Genomic DNA, 20,595 nt, shown 5'->3' on the forward strand with positions numbered 1-20,595 from the left:
ACGACGAGTCTCTCGACGTCGTTCATCAATGAGGTGTACGACGCGGACGAAGTACCATCACGACGGTAACCACATCAACGATGAAAGAACTAACCACAGCGGACGCACCGGACAGCATCGGACCGTACTCGCAGGGCATCATCTCGGGCGACAAACTCTACGTCTCTGGACAGGGCCCCGTTGACCCCGAAACGGGCAAGGTCATCGACGGGACGCCGGCGGAACAGACGAAGCGAACCCTCGAGAACGTCGAGGCGATTCTGGAGGCCGGCGGGTCGTCGCTTGCGGACGTGGTGAAAGCCACCGTCTTCCTCAAGGACATGCGCTACTACGACGAGGTGAACGAGGTTTACGGCGAGTACATGTCTGCACCGTATCCAGCACGGAGCGCCGTCGAGGTCGTGAAACTCCCCGTCGACATCGACGTGGAAATCGAGGTCGTCGCCGAGCAGTGACGTACCGAGCCAACGACTCCAAGACTCGGTCCACTGTAAGGTGAGAACGGAAGCCAACGGCGCAACACCGCGTCGGGAGTGACGACGCTACCTTCCCCGTGGTCCCGAAGCAGTGTGGACCGTCGGGTTCCGCCTTCGCTTCGTGTAGTTCAGAACGCGCGACACCTCGGTTGTCGCGGCCGTCGGAGCCGAACGAACTCCTACTCCGACCGTGCGGATTCGACAGCCGTTCTGAACGCTCGGGCGTTCGCTTCGATAACGTCGAACTCGCCGCGAGCGATGGCTTCGGTGTCGACGATGGAACTACCGACACCGACGGCCGTCGCGCCCGCATCGAAGAACTCGCCGACGTTGTCCAGTCCGACCCCGCCGGTCGGGACGGTCGGAATGTGGCCGAGCGGGCCGCCGAGCGCCGAGACGAACCCCGGTCCGAGCGTGCCCGCAGGGAATACCTTCACCATGTCAGCACCGGCCTCGAAGGCGTTCACGGCTTCGGTCGGCGTGGCGATACCGACGAGCGAGGGCGCGCCGTAACGGTTCGCGGTTTCGACGACGCCCTCATCGAACGACGGTGTGACGATGAACTCTGCGCCGGCGAGGGTCGTCGCCCGCGCCGTCTCCGCGTCGAGGACGGTCCCCGCGCCGACGGAGACCTCGTCGGCCGCGAACGACTCAGACACGTCTCGAATCATATCGAGGACGCCTTCGGTGTTCGCGGTTATCTCGACCGTCGAAACCCCGCCGCGGCGGAGCGCGTCGACCGTCTCGATCGCCGTCTCGGGGTCGTTCCCGCGGATGATTGCGACGATACCCGACTCTGCGATTCGCTGGGCGGTGGAAGCGATCATATCCGTAGCAGGACGACCCACGGCTTAACCTTCGGGGTCCACGACTGCCGGGTGCAAACTTCGTCCAGAGCGGAGTCCTTATCACGCGACTCCGCGACTTTCGAGTATGCAAAACCCGCCCCGACGGAGTGGATACTGTGACGCCTGAACTGGTGACCTTCGGCGAGACGATGGTTCGCCTATCACCTCCGAGAGGAGGCCGCTTAGAGACGAGTGACACGCTGCGGTTCAGCACCGCCGGGGCGGAGTCGAACGTCGCCATCGCGGCCAGCAGGCTCGGAGCCGACGCCGCGTGGCTGTCGAAACTCCCCGACTCGGCGCTCGGCCACCGGGTCGCGACCGACGTGCGTCGACACGGCGTCGAACCCGCGGTCGCCTGGAGCGACGACCACCGACAAGGAACGTACTACCTCGAACATGGCGGCGAGCCGCGTGGCACGTCGGTCATCTACGACCGGGCGGACGCCGCGGTGACGACTGCGACGCCCGACGAACTCCCGACGCGCCTCCTCGAAGACGCGACCTACTACTACACGAGCGGCATCACGCCCGCACTGTCCGACCAGTTGGAATCGACGACGCGTTCGCTTCTCGACGCCGCGCGGAGCGCGGGGGCGACCACCGCATTCGACCTGAACTATCGGTCGAAGCTGTGGAGTCCTGAAGCGGCACGCGAGACGCTCGAACCGCTCTTCCCGCTCGTCGACGTATTCGTCGTTGCGGCGCGCGACGCCCGAACCGTCCTCGGACGCGACGGCGACGCGGCCGCGATTGCGGCGTCGCTCGAAGCGGAGTTCGGCTTCGAGACAGTGCTCGTCACGCGCGGCGACGAGGGCGCACTCGCCCGCGCCGACGGCGAGACGTACGAGCAAGGTGCGTTCGAAACCGAGACAATCGACCCGATAGGTACGGGCGACGCCTTCGTCGGCGGCTATCTCGCCTCACGGATTCGCGGTGAACCCGTCCCTGACGCACTCGAAACGGGTGCTGCGACGGCGGCCCTCAAGCGAACGCTGGATGGTGACGTAGCCGTCATCACTCCCGCCGAGGTCGAGCGCGTGTGCGAGCAGTCCGGCGGTGGAATCAGCCGGTAACCACGGTTCACCGACTCAGCGGCCGATACGAGAGATACGAGGGTGGCTGTTTCACATGCCCGGTTTGTCGTGGTTGACCGCGATCACGACTCGCCTGAGGCGACGCCGAGGCAGGTCGCACTTGAGGGAGCCACTCCGAAAACTGATGGCAAATAGCTTCGATTTCACATTGTGATGGATGCAAGATAATAATGATTTCTGACATAATTTTATATATTTATTTACAATATCGGACGGCGTTCGTTTGTTGAGTGATTGATGCGGTCGTTGGATGTTCTCGTGTCATGTAGTCTTGCATATTAATTGAGAAAGTACCACGGCTACTCACCCACGAGTTGTGGACGCGGCCGACTCGGGTTTTGCGGATCTGAAACCACGGTTCGGTGAGGTTTCGCTCAACGTAGTCGAGCCGACTGCTCGATTCAAATCTAGAGACTGATGTCTAATAGACGTAGAGATCACCAAGAGTACAGGACCTGAGATGTCGTGATTCTCCGAGCGGCGATGATGAAATACAGCCGTTAGGTCGGCACCATGTCGGCTGAAAAATTCGTCGGCGAGCATCTTATTTCTCATAATGTATTGTAGTATGTATGCAAAACTATCAGCGGTTGATCCCGATATTGGTCTCCTCGACTGCAGCGCAATTCGACGTTTCTCAGGCAAATTCAGACAGTTATCTTATATATCTCTGTTATCGACAGACAACTTAATGAGAGCGTTCAACGCCGTACAATCGAGGGCCCTGAACACAATGTTTATTCAGACGTTACTTGTTGTCAGTCATCATGAAACACACCTCAACAGTCTTGGATCCGAACCTCGACGACGGCCAGTATCGGAACCCAGTCATCTACGCGGACTACTCCGGCCCCGACGTCGTTCGCGTGGGTGATGAGTTAATATGACAGACATTTCATTGACGCTCTTGTGAGGCACTGCATAGTTAGTGACCTCCTCAACTGGTCGTCCATCGAGCGCTTGATTCGGTCGCTAGAAGTTGTAGTATTGTGCGAACTGTATGCGTCTCTCCGTGTGAACGGAAGTCGTGACGGCCGACGGCTGATCTCCGCCGATTTCAGAGCCGAGTACCACTTCATTTATATCTCGTGGAAATCACATATATCCTATATCTACGCTGACGCATAATGTTCTTGACTTCCTCATCTCTCGGCTGGACTCGGCGAATACTGGTCGTACTCGTCGTCGTGTCGCTTTTCGTCCCACTCGCCAGTCCGGCGGCGGCCGCCCAAAGCGAGGCGAACACCACGTTCGTGGAATCGGACATCACTGCGGACACGACGTGGACGCCGGAAGACGGCCCCTACCGAATCATCCAGAGCGTCCACATCGACCCCGGGACGACGTTGACGATACGCCCCGGGACCGACGTTCAACTCGCCGAGGGAATCACGCTCTCCGTGGACGGCTCACTCGTTGTCGACGGCACGGTGGCCCAGCCGGTGACGATTTCCCGGAGTGAGGGGGCCGCCGCCGAACGCCGGTGGGCGAGCATCCGCTACAACGGGACGAGCGACTCTCGGCTCGTCGTGCGCAACACGACCCTACAGGGCGGCACGAGCGGTGTCACCGTGACTCGTGCAGACGGGTCGATTACGATTACCGACTCGGCGTTCCGTGACTTTTCGAACGCCGGGGTGTCGGTCGGCGACACCGCATCGACGCCGCCGATTACCATCGAGCGGTCGGCGTTCCGCCGCATCGACGGGCACGCGATTCGGGCGACGCCCCTGAGGGGCGCGACCGGCGAGACCTCAGTTACGGCGTCGCCCGCGACGCGAGACAACCGGTCGAACCACACGCTGTCGCTCGATGCCGGCGTCGGCGTGACGTTCGACACGATAGAACTCCGGTACGCCGACGCCGGTTCGGTCGACGACGTCGACGCGGAGAGCATCGCCCGCATCGGCCTCGATAGCAACCGAAACGGAACGATAGAGCGGTCGTTCGACTCGCTCGTCACCGATGTCTCGGGGACGGACGGACGCGTGCGCATCTCGCTGTCGAGACCGGTCAGTATCCCGAGTGACGGCCGCCTTCTCGTCGAGTACGGCGATGTCCTCAATCCGGAGACCCGTGGTATCTATCCCGTGGCGGTCGACCTGCGTAAGGCGACGGTCTCACAGCTCTCGGACGGTGTTCGGGGTTCGCTCGTCGTCGGAAACATCACGTCGCCGGTCGAGCGTGCCGACCCGACGACGCGCGTGCGACAGCTCACCGTTCGCGAGTCGACGTTCCGCGATATCAACGGGAGTGGGGTCTTCGCCGCCGCCGACGGCGTCGGCCGGCTCTGGCTGTTGAACAACGAGGTTTCGGCGACCGCGGGCAGCGGAATCGCGGTTCGTGCGGCCCGGAGCGACACGACGCTGCTGCACAACCACATCACCGCCGGTGACGCCGGTATCCAACTCGACGCTCGCGACGAGACGACGGCGACCGTGGCCGGAAACGAGGTTCGCGGCGCTCGGACTGGCATCCGTATCCGCCAGTCAGGGACCCAACTCCCGCAACCCGGCGCGGTTACTATCCGTGACAACACGCTCGCGGACAACGTCGGCCACGGCGTCGACCTCACCGCTCGCAGTCTCGAACTGAATCTGCAACTCACCGACAACGCGATTCGCGGTAACGGCGGGGACGCTGTCCACGTCAACAACTGGCTGACGCGGGGGAGCGACGTTCGTGGGAACCGCTTCGTCGAGAACGGCGGCGACGGTTTCGCCCTCGATGGGACCGTCGTGTCGGGTCTCACACTGGCGGACAACACCGTCCGGGACAACGAAGGGACGGGACTGGAGATCCAGACGGGAGCGGCGGCGCGCGGGGTCGACGTCCTGAATAACACCGTCCACGATAACGAGGGTCACGCCGTTTCGGTCCGCTCGAACCTGATTATTCACCGGACGAACGTCAGCGAGAACCGACTGGCGAACAACGCCGGTGCGGGACTGCTCGTCGCCAGCCCGATAACGCATCGAGGCAAGCTTTCGGTCGCCAACAACACTATCGCCGCCAACTCCTACGGCGTCGTCGTCCGCGGGGTCGTCGAGACCGACGTTCGGGACAACGACATCGTGTTCAACACGAACGCCTTTGCGGACCCGGTTCTCGTTTCGAGGGTGACGCCGGGAACGGGGGTGTACGTCGCGGAGGGTGCGTCCGGTGCGATCATCAACCAGGCCGAGTCGACGGTTCCGCTGGAAGAACTCGTCGCCAATCCCGAGTTGACACAGCGGCTCACGGTCGCTCGGCTCTGGGACGACACGGTCGTCGTCCTACGGACGGACGGCGAAAGCGAGACGCGGAGCGCGGAAGCCAGCGCCCTGACGATTCGTCGCGTGAGCGGCGCGCTCCCGACGGGTATCGGGGTCCAAACGGCCGGCGAGGGAACCAGGACCCACCACGTCGTCAACAACAGTATCTACGGCCAAGAGCGCGGTCTGACGGTCGATATCGAGCCGCTGGTCAGCGCGAACGCGACCGCCCGAATCGTGGTGGACCCGATTCGCACCGTCGACGCCGAGTCCAACTACTGGGGCGCTGCCAGCGGTCCGTATCACTCGTCGATTCTCCCGTCCGGAGAGGGGAACCCCGTCGTCACCGAGCGCGGCTGGGTCGATTTCACGCCGTTCCGAACCGCGGCACCCGGCGGGTTGTATGCCCGTCCGACCGCCCGAATCGACGCCCCGGCGACGGCGAGCGCCGCGAGCCAACTCCGACTCTCCGGGGCCGGCTCGACGGGCGACATCTCGCCAGTCGGTCGCTATCACTTCTTCGTGAACGGGACCGAGCGGGTGCAGTCGACCCCCGAACTCAGCGTCACGATGGGCGAACAGCCCCTCGACGTCGGGTTAGCCGTCGAGAGTCGACTCGGAATCGACAGCGACACTGTCACGACGACGATTGGTGTTGCGCCACCCGAAGCGACTCCTACGATGACGACAGCGGCCTCCCCGAACACGGCGGGGGCGACGACCACGGCTCAGTCGCCGACGAACGATTCGACCGACGGCGGGTTCCTCGGCGGACTGGCCTCGGTGTGGGGCCTTCTCGGAGGCGGGTTCTACGTGGGTGCGCTGGGTCTCGGCGGCTACGGGATGGTGCTGACCCTTCAGCGTCGGTCGCCCCCGGTGAGCGGCCTTCGAATACAACTGTTGGCGGGAGCGGCCGTCCTCGTCTGGCTCATCGGCGGACTCGTCGGTACCGCCTCGCTGGTCGGTGTCGGTCTCGCCGCGGGTGTCGCGTGGGCCGGACTCACTGGGGTCGCATATATCTTGGCGACGCGAGGGTGAACGCGCCCCCTGACGACCGTCGCAGATAGCGTCCCGCCACGCGACGAAGTATCGCGACGCTTTCCCCGGAGAACGTGTCACACCGTGGCTCTGTCGTGTGTCTCACTTCGGTCAGTGCAAAACCGTAGTGGCACCGGACTAATAAGTGTTCGAATTGTACAATATTGGTTACCGGTTCTTGATATGCTTTTTGTGAATATCTACTGTTTGACTGTAAAATACACTTGTTTGCAGATAGGACGGTAGATAATCACTCAAAAACGCCACCATGTATACTAATCTAAATAATCCAAACTATGTCGAGTTCGCAAACGTGTTTATTTGTGAAACTATTGTTGGGTTCGTCTGTGTTATTTTGCTGCCCACTGACCGGGCGAACGCACCGGACGAGTGCGGTGAATACTCCCCGTACTACCGCCTGTCGTGACCCACACGGCAAAAGGAATATAACCGTAATTCTCCTCGGTACAACCATGCGAACCTGCGAGCTCACAGCTGTTAGTGAATTCACACTTGTCGAGCGGGACCTCCCGACAATCCGCCCCGACGAAGTCCTGGTTCGAATCGACCGCGTCGGCATCTGCGGGTCCGACTTACACTACTACCAGCACGGCGAAAACGGCGGTAACGTCGTCGACTTCCCCCACGTCCTCGGTCACGAGGCGGCCGGCACCGTCGTCGAGGTGGGAGACGAAGTCTCCCGCGTCGGTCCCGACGACCGCGTGGCAATCGAACCCGGCCTCCCGTGCGGAGAGTGCGAATACTGCGCCGGTGACGACACCTACCACCTGTGTGAGGACATGGAGTACATGTCTTCGCCGCCGGTCGAGGGCGCACTAACCGAGTACGTCGCGTGGCCCGCCGAGTACCTGTACGCGCTTCCGGACTCGGTGTCGCTCCGCGAAGGGGCACTCGCGGAGCCGCTGAGCGTCGCGATGCACGCCTGTCAGCGCGGCGGCGTCTCCGAGGGCGACACGGTGTTGGTCACGGGCGGCGGCCCCATCGGCCAACTCGTCTCGGAAGTCGCGATGGCCCGCGGAGCCGAGACGGTCGTCTTGACCGACGTAGTCCCCGAAAAGCTCGAACTCGCCGAGTCCCGCGGCGTCGACTACGCGGTCGACGTGACGGAGTCCGACCCCGTCGAGACGATTCGCGAACACGTCGACGAACGCGGCGTCGACGTGGTTCTCGAAAGCTCTGGCTTCGGCGGCGCTATCGAGACGACGACCGAGGCCGTCAAACGCGGCGGCACCGTCGTCTTCGTCGGCATCCCTCTCGAACCCGAGTTCCCCACCGACATCGTCGAGACAATCGGCCAGGAGTACGACCTGAAGGGGTCGTTCAGGTTCAGTAACACGTATCCGGCGGCCATCGAGGGAATCGAAACGGGCCGGTTCGACGTGGACAGTATCGTGACCTTCGAGTCGTCGTTCGAGGACACGCAGGCCGCCTTCGACCGCGCGGCCGAGCCCGAAGAAGTAAAAGGAGTAATCCGCGTCAGCGACGAGCTATAGCGCGTTGTCGTTGTAGCCGCCGTCGACGGTGATGACCGCGCCCGTCGTGAACGATGCCGCGTCGCTGGCGAGGTAGACGGCCGCGCCCGCGATTTCGTCCGGCGTCGCGACGCGTTCCATCGGCGTTCCCTCGTCTATCTTCTCTCGCAGTTCGGTTCCCTCGTTGAAGCCGTCGCCGGCGAGCGGGGTTTTGACGAACCCCGGCTCGATTGCGTTGACGCGCACGTCGGGCGCGAGGTCGGCCGCCGCGGCGCGCGTGAGCCCGTTCACGCCGCTTTTCGCGGCGCAGTAGGCCGGGCGCTCCTCGCGGGCCTGCTGTGCAGACATCGAGGAGATGTTCACGATGCTTCCAGACTCCATCTCGCGACCGAAGACGCGGCACGCCCGGAAGACGCCCGTCAGGTTCACGTCGATGTCCTGGTTCCACTGGTCGTCGCTCATCTCGGAGACGGACGCTCTCGCGACCGACCCCGCCGAGTTCACGAGGATGTCGATGTCGCCGATGGCGTCGCTGGCGACCTCGTAGAGGTTCTCTATCGACTCGTTGTCTCTGACGTCGCACGTCACTTCGGCGGTCTCTGCGCCGCGAGCGCGGAGTTCCTCGGCGGTCTCCTCGACGGCGTCCGCACTGCGACTCGTCGCCACCACGTCGGCGCCGTCGTCGGCGAAGGCGAGCGCGATAGCCCGCCCGATGCCGCTCGTACCGCCGATGACGACCGCGGCGCTATCCGATACGGTAACCGTGGGTGATGTCTCAACCATACTCGATTCGACCGGCCATGGCATGCTAACTCTTGCGGTCGACAGACGAACTCACGGCGCGAACCGCTCTCGTACTCCCGTCTGCGCGCCGCCGGTGGTCGTCTAAAAAGAAGATGGAGCAGTCGCTCAGGCGAGCCCTATCGCGCGGGGAAGCCAGAGGACGAGCTCCGGGAAGACGATAATCGACAGGAGGGTGAACAAAAGCGGCAGGTAGAACGGGACCATGTGCCGGGTAATCCGTTCGAGCGAGACGCCGGTGACGGCGTTGAGCACGAACAGGATGACGCCGAACGGCGGCGTGAGCAGGCCGATCATCAGCGTGACGATCATCACGACGCCGAAGTGAATCGGGCTGATTGCGGTCTGCTCGACGATGGGCAGGAACACCGGCGTGAGGATGGTGATCGCCGCAATCGTCTCCAGCATCAGCCCGACGATGAACAGGACGCCGGCGATGAGCAACATGAGCACGAGCGGGTCCGTCGACACACCCGTAATCGCCTGTGCGAGAATCTCTGGGAGCTGTGCACGCCGGATGAGAAAGCCGTACAGGGACGCCGCCGCGACGATGAACGTGAGCGTCGCGGTGTGAGTCATTCCCTCGTCGAACGACGAGACGAGTTCCTCCCGCGAGAGGCCGTCGTAGAAGACGGTCCCGATGATGAGCGTGTAGAACAGCGCGACTGCGCCCGCCTCGGTTGCGGTGAACCAGCCGCCGAGAATCCCGCCGATGATGAGCACCGGGGTGCCGAGCGCGGGAAGCGCCCGGTAACACGTCCGACCGATTTCGCCGAGGGACCACCAGTCGCCTTTCTCGTAGCCGTTCCGATGGGCGTAGAAACTACACAGTATCATCAACCCGACGCCCATCACCAGCCCCGGGACGAGTCCAGCGATGAACAGCGTGCCAATCGAGACCTGTGCGAGAATCCCGTAGATGATGAGCGGGACGCTCGGCGGGATAATCGGGCCGATGATGGATGACGACCCGGTGACGGCGACGCTGAACCCCTGGTCGTATCCCTCCTCGCGCATCGCCCGGTACTCGATGGCCCCCAGACCCGCGGCGTCCGCCGCCGCGGTCCCCGTCATTCCGGAGAAGATGATACTGGCGACGATGTTGACGTGGGCGAGGCCGCCGCGAATTGGCCCGACGATGGCCTTCGCGAAGTCGAAGATGACGTCCGTCAGGCCGAGTTTGTTCATCAACAGCCCCGTCTGGAGGAACAGCGGAATCGCTAGCAGGACGAACGAGTTGGTCCCGGAGACCATCGTCTGGGCCACCAGAAGCGGCTCGAACGGAATCGACGTGGTCCACATGAGGATGAGACTCGTCAGCCCCAGTGCGTACACGACGGGTACCTCGAACAGGTACAGCACGAGCAGGACGCCGATGAACAGGCCGAGCAGGACGACGTCGGCCATCAGCGGCACCCCTCTTGGAGCGGGCGCGTCTCGGTGGCGGGTCGGCGTTCAGTCTGCATTTTCGTCTTCTCCTTTGATGTCCTCGATGATCGTTTCGGGCTCGACGGCGACGAGCCACAGGTCACGAAGCGCGTAGATACCGATACAGATACCGCCGACGACGGCGGGAACGTACAGCCACGCTTCGGTGAACGGCGGGTGCGACGGGAGTGCTCCCATCCCGAATCCCCGGTTCTGTAGGTACAGCGGGTACGCTCCCGAGACCATGACGCCGACGAACGCGAGGATGAGGAGCGTCCGAAGGCCGGTCAGGACTCGGATGACGTCGTCCGAGAGCCGCGAGACGAGGAGGTCGAGCGAGATGTGCTGTCGCTTTCGACTGGCGACCGCCGCGCCGAAGAACGTGATGTACACGAGCAGCATCTGCGAGAGGTTGACCGTCCACGGGAGACTCGACCCGAGTATCGAACCCAAGGCCCAGCGGGTCAGAATCTGTAACCCGACGACGAGTATCATCAGCACGTAGAGTGCTAACGCGATGGATGTGACCAACCCGTCGAAAAGCCGGCCGATTTTCGTTGCGAGGTTTACTTCTTCCATGGGTGCTCTACGAGTAAGCGTCCGCTCAAATGTTTCGCACTTCTTCGAGCGACGGTTCCCAGTTCTCCTCGAATTGCGTCTGGAGCGGCTCCTTCGCCGCCTCTAACCACGCGTCTCGGTCGGGTTCGACCACGTTCATACCCTGTTCTTTCAGCGCTTCGATGGCCTGCGACTCCGATTCAGCGATGCTGCTGCTGAGCTCTTGGATGCTCGACGTCAGCGAGTCGACCATCGTCGTCTGGTCCTCGTCGGAAATGTTCGAAAGCGCCTGGGTGCCGAGCGTGAACCAGCCCGTCGACGCGAGGTGCTTGGTCAGCGTGTAGTAGTCCTGTACCTCGTACAGCGAAGACGACCGGACGGTCTCGGCGGGGTTCTCTTGAGCGTCGACGACGCCCTGCTGCAGCGCGCTGTAGAGTTCGTCGAAGGCGACGGTGGTCGGACTCGCGCCGATGCCGCTCCAGATGTTCACCCACGGGGTGAGGTCGGGCACCCGCAGGTTGGTTCCCTGAATGTCTTCGGGCGTCTCGAAGGCCTTGTTCCCGGTCGTGTGTCGGTAGCCGCGGTACACCGGCTCGTTCACGAGCATCTGCTTGCCCTGCTCGCGGAGGCGCTGTCGGCCGTCGTCGAAGAACTCCGTCTGGAAGGCGCGTCGCTGCTGTTCCCAGCCCTCGAAGACGAACGGCGACTCGACCCAGAAGTTCTTGGGGTCGTAGTCGATGACCCAGCGCGTCCCGATGATGGTCCCGTCGATGGACCCGATCTGCGTCTGTTCCATGACCTCCTTTTCGCCACCGAAGGACTCCTCGATGGTGATGGCCACGCGCCCCTCAGTCTCCTCTTCGACGGAGGACGCCCACTCCTTGGCCATCTCGTTGATGACGTGCCCGCTGGGGAAGACGCTCCCGATGATGAGCGATTGGCTCTGACCGCCGCCACCGCTCTCCGTCGTGTCAGTGTCTGAGCCGTCTGACTCGGTCGTACCGTCGTTTTCGGAGTCGGAACCGCCGCCCATGCAGCCAGCCATCGATGCGATTGCCCCGGTGCCAGTAAGTAGCCCGAGCTGTTCCATGAAGCTCCGTCGGCTTTGTCTACGCATACCATTCACAACGATTCTACACTGGTACTTATATCTATCGCAATAATTCATTTTAATAATATATCATAGGATAGGTGTCAGCTGCTCCGGGTAGTTCGACTCGTCACTCGGCGCAATCGCCGGCAATCTCCGGTCGGGACGAAGCAAGGCGAGGCCGACCTGTCGGATACGGTGTTATCGTCCGCGTTCGATGAGGCCCTTCATGTAGCCGATTGCGAACAGTCGGCCCATGTCGGTGTACCCCGCATGCGCTTCCGCTCGGTCCTCCTCGCCGAGCATTTTGGGGACGTGGTCGGGGCGAATCGCCCCGTCGAAACCGATGTCTTGGTACGCTTCCATCGCCGCCGCCATGTCCGTGGGCCCGTCGTCGTGCCACGTCTCCACGAACGACTCGGGCGTCCCTTCGACGTCGCGGAAGTGGACGAAGTGAATCTGCGCTCCGAGGCGCCGAATCGCCGATGGAACGTCTTCACCCATCGCGGCGAAGTTCCCCTGGCAGAACGTGACGCCGTGGTTGGGGCTCTCGTGGAGTTCCAAGACGCGCTCGTACCGTTCGAGCGACGTGACGAGGCGGGGAACTCCCCGAAGCTCCTCGACTGGCGGGTCGTCCGGGTGCAGTGCCATCTTGACGCCCGCCTCCTCGGCGACCGGCACGACTTCGTCAAGGAAGTACTGGAGGTTGTCCCACAGTTCCTCCTCGGTGATACCCGCCGCGGGGTGGTCCTCGGCGCGCTCCAGCCACTCGTGGTCGTACCCGGTGACGAGCGAATCACCGCGGTCCGGAATCGAATCGGAGGTTCTGATGACGCCGACGGGGTTTTCGGTCCACACCCAGCAGTACACGTCGATGCCGAGGCGTCCCATGTTCCGAAGCAGTCGTTTCACCGTCTCGATCTCCTCGTCTCGACCCTCCTGACCGAGAACCGTTCGCTCCATGGGCGGACGGTCCTCGACGACGTCCAGTGAGAATCCGTGGTCTGCGAACCGATTTCGGGTTTCGAGTAACGTCTCGTACTCCCACCAGTCGTCGACGCCCCAGAACCGTACGACGGCGCTTTCGACGCCGAGTTGCTTGGCGAGGGTCCACCGTCTGTCCGGGGAGGGAGGCAGCATCACTGCTGGATTCATACACTCACATTCCAGACTCACTCTAAGTAAAAGCGTTTCGCACAGCTGTCGGCGTCGTCGTCCGGCGAACCAACGAATCGGCCCCTAGAGCCCTTCTACAGCCAGTTTTGAATCCATAACGTATCTTTGTGAGGTTCCAATCCACTCATAGTGGAAGGATTTCGTTCGACCCGATGAAACGACCGGGGCATGGCGCTCAGTCGTACGCGTACTTGACCTCGATGACGTTCTGCCGGTCTCTGAGCGCCGGGAACAGTTCGTCCACGATTCGGTCGTCGTTGAACCGCTCTTTCGGTCCGGAAAGCGACACCGCGCCGATGACCGACCCGTCGCTGACCAGCGGAACCGCGATGGACCGAATCCCGTCTCGGCGCTCTTCGTCTTCGAGCGCGTACCCCCGCTCCCGTATCGTCTCGAGTTCTTCGAGGAGCGTGCCCCGGTCGCTAATCGTGTGGTCGGTCTTCGTCGGGAGTCCGTACTCGTCGACGATTTCGGTCACCCGCTCGCTGGGGAGTTCCGCGAGAATCGCCTTTCCGAGCGCGGTCCAATGCATGTGCGTGAACTCGCCGATCGGCGCGTTGTCGTACACCGCCTTGTCGCCCTCGGCCTGGTAGACGATGACCCGCTGTCCGTTCTCCTCGACGCCGAGATTCGCCACCTCGCCGGTCGACTCCGCGAGGTCCTTGATTTCGGACCGCGACGCGCCGTACACGTCCAAGCGCCCCCGGGTGATGCTTCCGTCGCGGAGGAACCGAAGGCCGAGTCGGTACCCGTGTTCGTCCTTGACGACGTACCCCGCCGCCTCGAGAGTTTTCAGATGTACGTGCGCGGTACTGGTCGGCACCTCGAGTGCATCCGCGACGTCATTAATCCGCACCGTTCCTTGCTCTCGCAGAACACCGATTACCCGGTACGAGCGCATGACCGCCTTCACGCGCTTGCCGCCGCCTTCGCTTTCGTTAGGTGCCATAGTTCGCCTTTCGGAGCGGGACAGATAAATTCTACTGATAGTGGAAACGTCCCACGAAGTCGGTAGCGACCGCGACCGACGCCGTCGCACGCGGGTTTACCCTCGCTGTCGTCGTACTGATGCCGTGGGGTGTCTCTCTGGTGATTGACGAATGTTCATAATTAATCCGAATCGGTGAGTGATTCGATACGTGAGATTCGGTTTCCATTCAAATAGACACATGTGCTCACGGAGCACACCAAGCACAGAGGCGCTTGTCCGCCTCACGTACTTCTACTATGAGTAGAACTGCTGCCAATCGCGAACAACCCGGTTCTGCCGCTGATTCCCGTTTTGGACGGATTCATCAACACGAAACGAGCCGACGAGGCACTCGAACCGCCGCTCGCGTCCCGGCTACACGCCGGTCCCTACGATGTCGCTGCGAGTGAGACCGGCCGTGCATAACAGGCCTACCCGTGTAACTCCTGCATGGCACGGTCATCTCCTCGAGTAGTTCGCTTTCAGTGGGTTGTAATTACAGAGCTATGCCTGTCACGTTCAGGTCGTTTCGGACCGCCAAGTCGGAGTCACTGAGCCCGAAATCGTCGGTACGAGTCCGGGAGGCTCTGCGCGTTCTCACCAGACAGGCCGACGACGACGTAGTCGGCATCCTGGCCGACGTAGGCGAGGAGCCTGCGAACGAGGTCGGCATCGATGGCCTCGACCGAGTCGAGAACGAAGAACGGAACCTCGTCGGACACTTCGTGGACGAGGTAGCCAGCGACGGCGAACACGAGACCGATAAGCTCGCGCTCGGACGCCGGGAGGTGGTCGATAACGTCCTCGTAGACGGTTCCATCGTCCGTCCGGCGCTCGATGTGCGGGACGAATCGCCCCGTGAGAGCCGTGTCTGCGTCGTCGAGGGCGTCTCCGTCGCTCCGTCGCTCGATCCAGAGACGGGCGAGGGGGTCGTATTCGAGGGCATCGAGGACGTCCGCCATCCGGTCGTTGAACGCCGAGACAGCCGCGCGTTCGAGCCGTTCGATACGACCGCGGCACTCGCTGATTCGGTCGTCGATTTCGTCCTGCCGAGCTTCGAGGTCCGCCCGCCGGTCGAGTTGGGCTTCGAGGGAGTCGAGGTCGTCGACGACGGCGGCACGCTCCTCGCGTCGCCGCTCCAACTCGAACTCGACCCGGTTGACCTCCCGGTGGGCAGCGAGAACCGCGGCGCGGTCGTCCGACTCCGCGGCCTCGGCATCGCGTCTCAGGTCGGCAATATCCGATTCGAGGTCGTCGCGTTGGGTTTCGAGGTCCTCGACTCGTGCCCGGCGCTCGTCGTGCTCGCGGCGTAACTCCTCGCGTCGAGTTTCGAGGTCGCGTCGCCGTCGTCGCTGGTCTTCGAGTTCCGACCGGCGTTCTTGGAGTCGTTCGAGACGGTCGGTGAGTTCGGCGCGCTCCTCGCGGCGGTCGTCGCGGAGCGTCCGGAGTTGGTCGAGCGTCGATTCGATGCTCGCTTCGGGGACCGAGGTCCCGCACGTCCAGCAGACGACCCGGTCGTCGTCGGCTCCGCCGTCCTCGCCCGCGCTCGCGGTGACGGGCGACGTCCCCGACGTGAGGAACTGTTCGTTGAACCGTAGCGTCCGCTGCACGTCGGTGATGTCCGCGTCTAACCGTCGTTTTCGCGCGCGTGACTCGGAAAGTTCGTCGGTCAACTCGTCGAGTTCGCCGGCGGGGTCGGCGGGACACGACGCGAGTGCTGATTCGACCTCGTCGAGTTCGGCGTCGAGCGCGTCAAGCGACTCCCGCTCGGCCTCGAGTTCGAACTGGGCGTCGTCGAGCGCCGCGTTCAACTCCCGTAATCGGTCCGCCCGCGTCTCCGCGTCCGACGCGTCGGCATCGGTTTCCGTCCGGGCGTCAGCGTCGGTGTCGACGGCCAATGGTTCGATTCGAGCGAGTGTCTCTCGCCGGTCTGCCAATTCGGTCTCCAAGCGCTCGACGGCCGCGTCCAGTTCGTCGCGGCGCTCGCGGAGTCGGGGCCGCTCGGATTCGAGCGTGGACAGCTCCGCGATTCGGTCGTCTAACTCGGCGCGCTCGGCGTGGAGGTCCGCGATTTCCTCGTTGACGGCGTCGATGTCGACCGAGTGCGTGACGAGCGCCCGCAGGTCGCGCTCGCCGGTCACCGCCTGTCGGGCTTCGTCGGAGCCGAGCAGGAACGCGAACAGGTCGGCAGTCGTCGAGTCTTCGAGGTACGGGTCGCCGGACGCGACGACGCGGTCGCCCTCCCTCACGAACGACCGCGTGTACGTCTCGCTCTCGACGGCGAGTTCGATCCGACCGCCGTCAAAGCCCTCGTTAAACGGAAGTTCATCGCTTCCCAGCGCGGCCGCGAGACCCCACAGAAGCGGTGTTCGGTCAGCCGCGTCGCGTCCCGTGACGACGGAGACGCCGGGCTCGAACTCGACGGTCGCGTCGTCGAGGCCGGCGAACCGCGCTACGGTCAGGCGGGCCGGTCCGTTCGTCGTGGCCATACGGTGTTCCACACGGGGGGCCGTGAAAACAGTTGGTGACGGGCCCAAAACTCGTTCCACAGCTATCGGTGGAACGCTTTTTGACCCGAGAATTCGGGCGTCACTGGTCGCTCGAAACCGTGGTGCGGAGAGCGCGAAACGGACTACTCGCAGTCGCAACCGCCCCTATCGATGAGATCTTCGACCGTGTATTGGGAGTTACAGCCCGGGCAGTGGACGCGAACGTCGACGTACACCTCGGCGGCGTCGGGAGCGAAGTCGAGTTCGTCGGCGGCCGCGAGGTCGGACAGCGACTTGTCGGTGACGCGCTCGACGCGACCCAGCAGGCGTCGAATGGTCTCCGACCGGCGTTCGCGGAGGTCACCATCGTCGCTGTCGGCCTCCGACGGCGGCGTCACCCCGCGGTACGAGGTGAGATACGTCCGCATCGCCCGGTGCGAGACGAAGTCGGCTTCGAGTCGCGCCGCGTCGACGCCGGCCCGTTCGAGCCGGCGGACCGCCTCCGTTCGCGCCCCGCTCGAAACCCCGTCGTCGGTGAGCACGCGGTACAGGTTCTCGACCTCGCCGTCGATGACGCGTTCGTTCCGCTCGTCGAGCGCCGCGCGGAGGAGCCGCCGGTTGAACGCGTCTGCGAGGTCACGGAGGCTCGACCGCGCGTCCGCTTCGGCGGTCCAGCGCCGTTCGAGCTCCGCGCCGAACCCGTCGAGACCGCGCTCGCGGAGCAGTCGGTTGACCTTGCTCTCGGGGCCGCGCTTTCCACCCGGGGAGTCGTGTGGGTCGCTCACTACTGACTGCTATTCGGGGAGAACACATATGCTTGACGCGCGGTGAGGCGGAATTCCAGATGAGGGCCCAAAAGAGGGTACAAAGGCGAAGTCGGGATGGGCGGTCAGTAGTTTGCGGCGTCACTGCGGCCAGTAGACGGACCCCGACCGGCCGGCGATTCGCGGTCCGAGTGCACGGCGGCGAAGTCGTCTCGGTCGTCCGCGTCGAGGCCCCTCACCGGACGCGACGTCGAGGGTGACGATTCGCTCTCGTTGACTCCCTCGACGATTCGGTCGGCGGGGGAAGTCGCGGCGTGTTCGGCGAGCTTGAGAGTGACGGCGACGGTAGCGCCGCCCTCGGGGTGATTTTCGACCGCGACAGTCCCGTCGAACTGTTCGACGAGCGCGGCGACGAGCGAGAGACCCCGGGACTCGGGGGACCCCGCGACGGTCTCGCCCGCCTCCGGGAAGGCGTCTTCCGTGAACGGCGGGCCGTCGTCAGGAGATGCGGACGGTCACGGTCTCCGCGCCACGCTCGGCGCGCAGGCGGATTCGCGGACACTCGGCGTCCGCCCGCTCGACGGCCGTGACGAGGAGGTTTCGGAAGACTGCGGAGAGCATGCTGTGGGCGAGGACGTTCACCTCGGGCAGGTCTCCGGAGACGGCCACGTCGGCGTCGTGTCCGGCTCGGACCTTCCGAAGCTCCGCCTCGATGGTCTCGGCCAGCGGCTTCGGTTCGAGGTCGGCGGTCCGCTCCGAGGTAAGCACGTCAGTGAACTGCGCCGTGCTCTCGGTGAGGTCGATGATGCCGTTGCTCGCGGCGACGATGTTCTCCAGCCGTTCGTCGGCCGCCGACCCCGCCTCCTTCCGCACGACCGACGCCCACCCGCGGATGACTAGCGCATCGTTTCGGATGTCGTGTTGGAGGACGCGGTTGAGGACGGCGAGCTGTTCGCGCTGTTGGCGGAGTTCGGTCTCCCGTCGCTGTCGCGCGACGGTCCACCGGTAGATGCCGAACACGAGGAGCGCCGCGCCGGCCGCCTGTGCCCCGTCTTCGAACAGATAGCTGAACCAGACGGGCTGCTCGACGAACTCGTCGAGGAAGTCGGTCAGCGCGAACAGGTACGAGGCCGCGACGCCGCCCGCCAGCGGGTAGAAGACGAACGGGTCGCGTACCCGTCGGACTACAAACAGGCACGCGAAGAGGACGGCGACGACGACGCCCTCGCCGACGAGGTCGAGCGCCGTCGTCGTCGGGTCCGGCGGGAGCACCATGACCTGCGCGCCGACCGGGATAGCCGACCCGGCGGCGACTACCCACGGGAGGTATCGATGTGCGGCCCCGGTGGGTCCTTCACCCGTCGATTCCGGTTCGTTGGCCGGTACTCCCTCCGCCCGAGCGTCGGAGTTCATCTCGGCTCACCACGCCCCGAGCGTCTCCCGCGGACGACCGCCGGCTTCTGTCTCGTTCGCATACTCTCGTTGACGGCGATGACCGATGAAGTGGTTGCTATGTGGATTGTCTGCCTCACTTTCTGCTCGATAGCGGTACCTTGTGTTCAGTAGTCGTACGGAGTCGAAAATAGTCCGCGGGGCGACGCGTGCCGTCGGCTCAGGTGAACACCCAGACCGCGGCGACGAACAGCAGCGACCCGAAGACGAACGTGACGTCTCTGGTCCGAACCATCATGCCCTCGGTCCGGAGGGCCTGGCTCTGTTCGTCGCCCAGCGAGCGTGAGAACCCCTTCGTCTCCATCGCCTCGACGGTGACCCGCGAGCGCTTCGCCACGTTGAAAATCAGCGGGTAAAACGCCTTGACCGAGAGCGTCAGCAGGTAGTAGAAGTAGCGCCACCTGAGCAGCCCCTGCTTTTCGGGAACCTTACTTCGAAGGCGGAAGGAGTTGATGAGCGCGTGGTACTCCTCGACGAGGAGCGGCATCATCCGGTAGCCGTACGCGATGGCGAACGTGAGCTGTCGAGGGACGCCCAGACGCAACATCCCCTTGCTGAGCTTTTGTGGGCTCATCGCCGAGAAGACGGCGAGGCTGATGACCGAGATAATCGTGAGCTTGAGGAAGAACGGGACGAGCGCCCCGACGGCGTCGATTCCGACTTCCTGGCTGGTCGTGGCGGTGTGGATGCCCCGACCGACCGCGGCCGCGACGATGCTCCCGGTCTCGGCGAACACGCTCGCGTCGCCCACCATGACGCCTTCGACGACCCGGCCGGCGTTGTCACCCAAGTGACCTACCGCTTGAATCGCCCCGCCGATGAGCGGGACCAACACCACGAAGAAGCCGACGTTGGTGACTTGGCCGAACAGGAGCAACGCGAGCAGGTACTTGCTGACCTGCGAGAGCGCGGCGAGCGCGAAGGCCGCCGCGAGTAGGATGGCCAGCGGGAGCGTGTCGTAGAACAGCCACGGGATAATCATGAACAGCACGGTCCAAAGCAGGACGACTCGCGGGTCGAAGCTGTTCAACAGCGCGTCCTCGTTGTCGTAGGCCGTCCGCATCAAATCGACCTTGATGTCGGCGACCGAGATGTCGGTGAGCGCGTCGACGTACTTCATCGCGCCCCTCCGTTCGGCTCGCCCCCGCGGCAGACATCGGCGACACCACCATCGGCGAGCGCATCGTCCTCGAACGAACGAGCCAGTGTCTCACACATCGCGTCGGTGCTGAGAGCGGGCGGTTCCAGTCCGAGTCGCTGGCTCAGTTCGACCACCTGCGGCTGTCGCAGGTCGGTTTCGGCGAGGAGGTCCGGGTCGGAGAACACCGCCGCCGGCGGCGCGTCCGCGAGTACCTCGCCCTCGCCCATGACGAGGACGCGGTTGGCCCACGCCGCGACCAGTTGCAGGTCGTGCGAGGCGACGACGACGGTCTCGACGCGGCTCTCCGCCTTTCGGAGCATTCCGGTCACCTCGCGGCGGCTCTGGAGGTCGAGGCTGCCCGTGGGTTCGTCCAGGAGGACGACCGTCGGGTCGGTCGCGAGCCCGATTCCCAGCGACGCGCGGCGCTGTTGGCCGAGGCTCATCAGTCGACCGTCGCGGTCGGCGAGGTGTTCGAGGTCCAGATACGCGAGAATCTCGTCGACGCGTTCGTCCACGTTCGGGG

Annotated in this window: 16 protein-coding genes; 4 read left to right on the forward strand and 12 right to left on the reverse strand. The window is 63.7% G+C overall.

What is annotated here, in order from left to right; genetic code table 11:
* Window positions 1-80: 80 nt before the first annotated feature.
* Window positions 81-455 (forward strand): Rid family detoxifying hydrolase, encoded by a 375-nt coding sequence (locus tag ATB1_RS16835; protein ID WP_042665808.1) that lies wholly within the window; start codon window positions 81-83, stop codon window positions 453-455.
* Between the two features lie 200 nt (window positions 456-655).
* On the opposite strand, the gene ATB1_RS16840 is transcribed toward ATB1_RS16835, so the two are convergent.
* The gene (locus ATB1_RS16840; protein WP_042665809.1) at window positions 656-1,303 is read right to left on the reverse strand and encodes a bifunctional 4-hydroxy-2-oxoglutarate aldolase/2-dehydro-3-deoxy-phosphogluconate aldolase; all 648 of its coding nucleotides are present in this window, start codon (window positions 1,301-1,303) and stop codon (window positions 656-658) included.
* Between the two features lie 137 nt (window positions 1,304-1,440).
* Here ATB1_RS16840 and kdgK1 point away from each other — a divergent pair, with 137 nt between their 5' ends.
* From kdgK1 to ATB1_RS16855, 3 genes are all read left to right on the forward strand, one after another.
* Window positions 1,441-2,397, forward strand: a complete 957-nt coding sequence (gene kdgK1, locus ATB1_RS16845) for a bifunctional 2-dehydro-3-deoxygluconokinase/2-dehydro-3-deoxygalactonokinase (protein ID WP_042665810.1) — start codon at window positions 1,441-1,443, stop codon at window positions 2,395-2,397.
* A 1,148-nt stretch (window positions 2,398-3,545) separates the two neighbouring features.
* Window positions 3,546-6,710, forward strand: coding sequence for a right-handed parallel beta-helix repeat-containing protein (locus ATB1_RS16850; protein WP_198526136.1), 3,165 nt, complete (start codon window positions 3,546-3,548; stop codon window positions 6,708-6,710).
* Window positions 6,711-7,183: 473 nt separating this feature from the next.
* A complete protein-coding gene (locus tag ATB1_RS16855) occupies window positions 7,184-8,224 on the forward strand; it encodes an NAD(P)-dependent alcohol dehydrogenase (protein WP_042665811.1) in 1,041 nt (346 codons plus the stop codon).
* On the opposite strand, the gene ATB1_RS16860 is transcribed toward ATB1_RS16855, so the two are convergent.
* The 11 genes from ATB1_RS16860 to ATB1_RS16910 all read right to left on the reverse strand — a co-directional run.
* Window positions 8,219-8,986, reverse strand: a complete 768-nt coding sequence (locus ATB1_RS16860) for an SDR family NAD(P)-dependent oxidoreductase (RefSeq protein ID WP_042665812.1) — start codon at window positions 8,984-8,986, stop codon at window positions 8,219-8,221. The two genes, ATB1_RS16855 and ATB1_RS16860, sit on opposite strands and share 6 nt — an antisense overlap.
* 126 nt (window positions 8,987-9,112) lie before the next feature.
* Window positions 9,113-10,411, reverse strand: coding sequence for a TRAP transporter large permease (locus ATB1_RS16865; RefSeq protein ID WP_042665813.1), 1,299 nt, complete (start codon window positions 10,409-10,411; stop codon window positions 9,113-9,115).
* 48 nt (window positions 10,412-10,459) lie between these two features.
* Window positions 10,460-11,011, reverse strand: coding sequence for a TRAP transporter small permease (locus ATB1_RS16870; RefSeq protein WP_042665814.1), 552 nt, complete (start codon window positions 11,009-11,011; stop codon window positions 10,460-10,462).
* Between the two features lie 25 nt (window positions 11,012-11,036).
* The gene (locus tag ATB1_RS16875) at window positions 11,037-12,107 is read right to left on the reverse strand and encodes a TRAP transporter substrate-binding protein (RefSeq protein WP_241768319.1); all 1,071 of its coding nucleotides are present in this window, start codon (window positions 12,105-12,107) and stop codon (window positions 11,037-11,039) included.
* Between the two features lie 174 nt (window positions 12,108-12,281).
* Window positions 12,282-13,235 carry a mannonate dehydratase gene (locus ATB1_RS16880; protein WP_241768320.1) on the reverse strand — a complete coding sequence of 318 codons (954 nt, stop codon included), beginning with the start codon at window positions 13,233-13,235 and terminating at the stop codon, window positions 12,282-12,284.
* Window positions 13,236-13,431: 196 nt separating this feature from the next.
* On the reverse strand, window positions 13,432-14,205 hold the full coding sequence (locus ATB1_RS16885; RefSeq protein ID WP_042665817.1) for an IclR family transcriptional regulator: 774 nt from the start codon (window positions 14,203-14,205) through the stop codon (window positions 13,432-13,434).
* 569 nt (window positions 14,206-14,774) lie between these two features.
* On the reverse strand, window positions 14,775-16,715 hold the full coding sequence (locus ATB1_RS16890; RefSeq protein WP_042665818.1) for an archaea-specific SMC-related protein: 1,941 nt from the start codon (window positions 16,713-16,715) through the stop codon (window positions 14,775-14,777).
* Window positions 16,716-16,858: 143 nt separating this feature from the next.
* The gene (gene rdfA, locus ATB1_RS16895; protein WP_042665819.1) at window positions 16,859-17,500 is read right to left on the reverse strand and encodes a rod-determining factor RdfA; all 642 of its coding nucleotides are present in this window, start codon (window positions 17,498-17,500) and stop codon (window positions 16,859-16,861) included.
* A gap of 477 nt (window positions 17,501-17,977) precedes the next feature.
* Window positions 17,978-18,892: a sensor histidine kinase gene (locus ATB1_RS16900; RefSeq protein WP_241768321.1), complete on the reverse strand. Its 915-nt coding sequence runs from the start codon at window positions 18,890-18,892 to the stop codon at window positions 17,978-17,980.
* 199 nt (window positions 18,893-19,091) lie between these two features.
* The gene (locus ATB1_RS16905) at window positions 19,092-20,051 is read right to left on the reverse strand and encodes an energy-coupling factor transporter transmembrane protein EcfT (protein ID WP_042665820.1); all 960 of its coding nucleotides are present in this window, start codon (window positions 20,049-20,051) and stop codon (window positions 19,092-19,094) included.
* A partial coding sequence (locus ATB1_RS16910; RefSeq protein ID WP_157837763.1) for an energy-coupling factor ABC transporter ATP-binding protein occupies window positions 20,048-20,595 on the reverse strand: 548 nt, incomplete at its 5' end. The genes ATB1_RS16910 and ATB1_RS16905, both read right to left, overlap by 4 nt.

This window comes from Haloferax sp. ATB1, assembly GCF_000730175.1.

What these genes read in the sequence shown, in the direction of transcription:
- ATB1_RS16835 (WP_042665808.1), top strand. Translation starts at nt 81, where the DNA reads ATGAAAGAACTAACCACAGCGGACGCACCGGACAGCATCGGACCGTAC.
- ATB1_RS16840 (WP_042665809.1), bottom strand. Translation starts at nt 1,303, where the DNA reads ATGATCGCTTCCACCGCCCAGCGAATCGCAGAGTCGGGTATCGTCGCA.
- ATB1_RS16850 (WP_198526136.1), top strand. Translation starts at nt 3,546, where the DNA reads ATGTTCTTGACTTCCTCATCTCTCGGCTGGACTCGGCGAATACTGGTC.
- ATB1_RS16855 (WP_042665811.1), top strand. Translation starts at nt 7,184, where the DNA reads ATGCGAACCTGCGAGCTCACAGCTGTTAGTGAATTCACACTTGTCGAG.
- ATB1_RS16860 (WP_042665812.1), bottom strand. Translation starts at nt 8,986, where the DNA reads ATGGTTGAGACATCACCCACGGTTACCGTATCGGATAGCGCCGCGGTC.
- ATB1_RS16865 (WP_042665813.1), bottom strand. Translation starts at nt 10,411, where the DNA reads ATGGCCGACGTCGTCCTGCTCGGCCTGTTCATCGGCGTCCTGCTCGTG.
- ATB1_RS16870 (WP_042665814.1), bottom strand. Translation starts at nt 11,011, where the DNA reads ATGGAAGAAGTAAACCTCGCAACGAAAATCGGCCGGCTTTTCGACGGG.
- ATB1_RS16875 (WP_241768319.1), bottom strand. Translation starts at nt 12,107, where the DNA reads ATGCGTAGACAAAGCCGACGGAGCTTCATGGAACAGCTCGGGCTACTT.
- ATB1_RS16880 (WP_241768320.1), bottom strand. Translation starts at nt 13,235, where the DNA reads ATGAATCCAGCAGTGATGCTGCCTCCCTCCCCGGACAGACGGTGGACC.
- ATB1_RS16885 (WP_042665817.1), bottom strand. Translation starts at nt 14,205, where the DNA reads ATGGCACCTAACGAAAGCGAAGGCGGCGGCAAGCGCGTGAAGGCGGTC.
- ATB1_RS16890 (WP_042665818.1), bottom strand. Translation starts at nt 16,715, where the DNA reads ATGGCCACGACGAACGGACCGGCCCGCCTGACCGTAGCGCGGTTCGCC.
- ATB1_RS16900 (WP_241768321.1), bottom strand. Translation starts at nt 18,892, where the DNA reads ATGAACTCCGACGCTCGGGCGGAGGGAGTACCGGCCAACGAACCGGAA.
- ATB1_RS16905 (WP_042665820.1), bottom strand. Translation starts at nt 20,051, where the DNA reads ATGAAGTACGTCGACGCGCTCACCGACATCTCGGTCGCCGACATCAAG.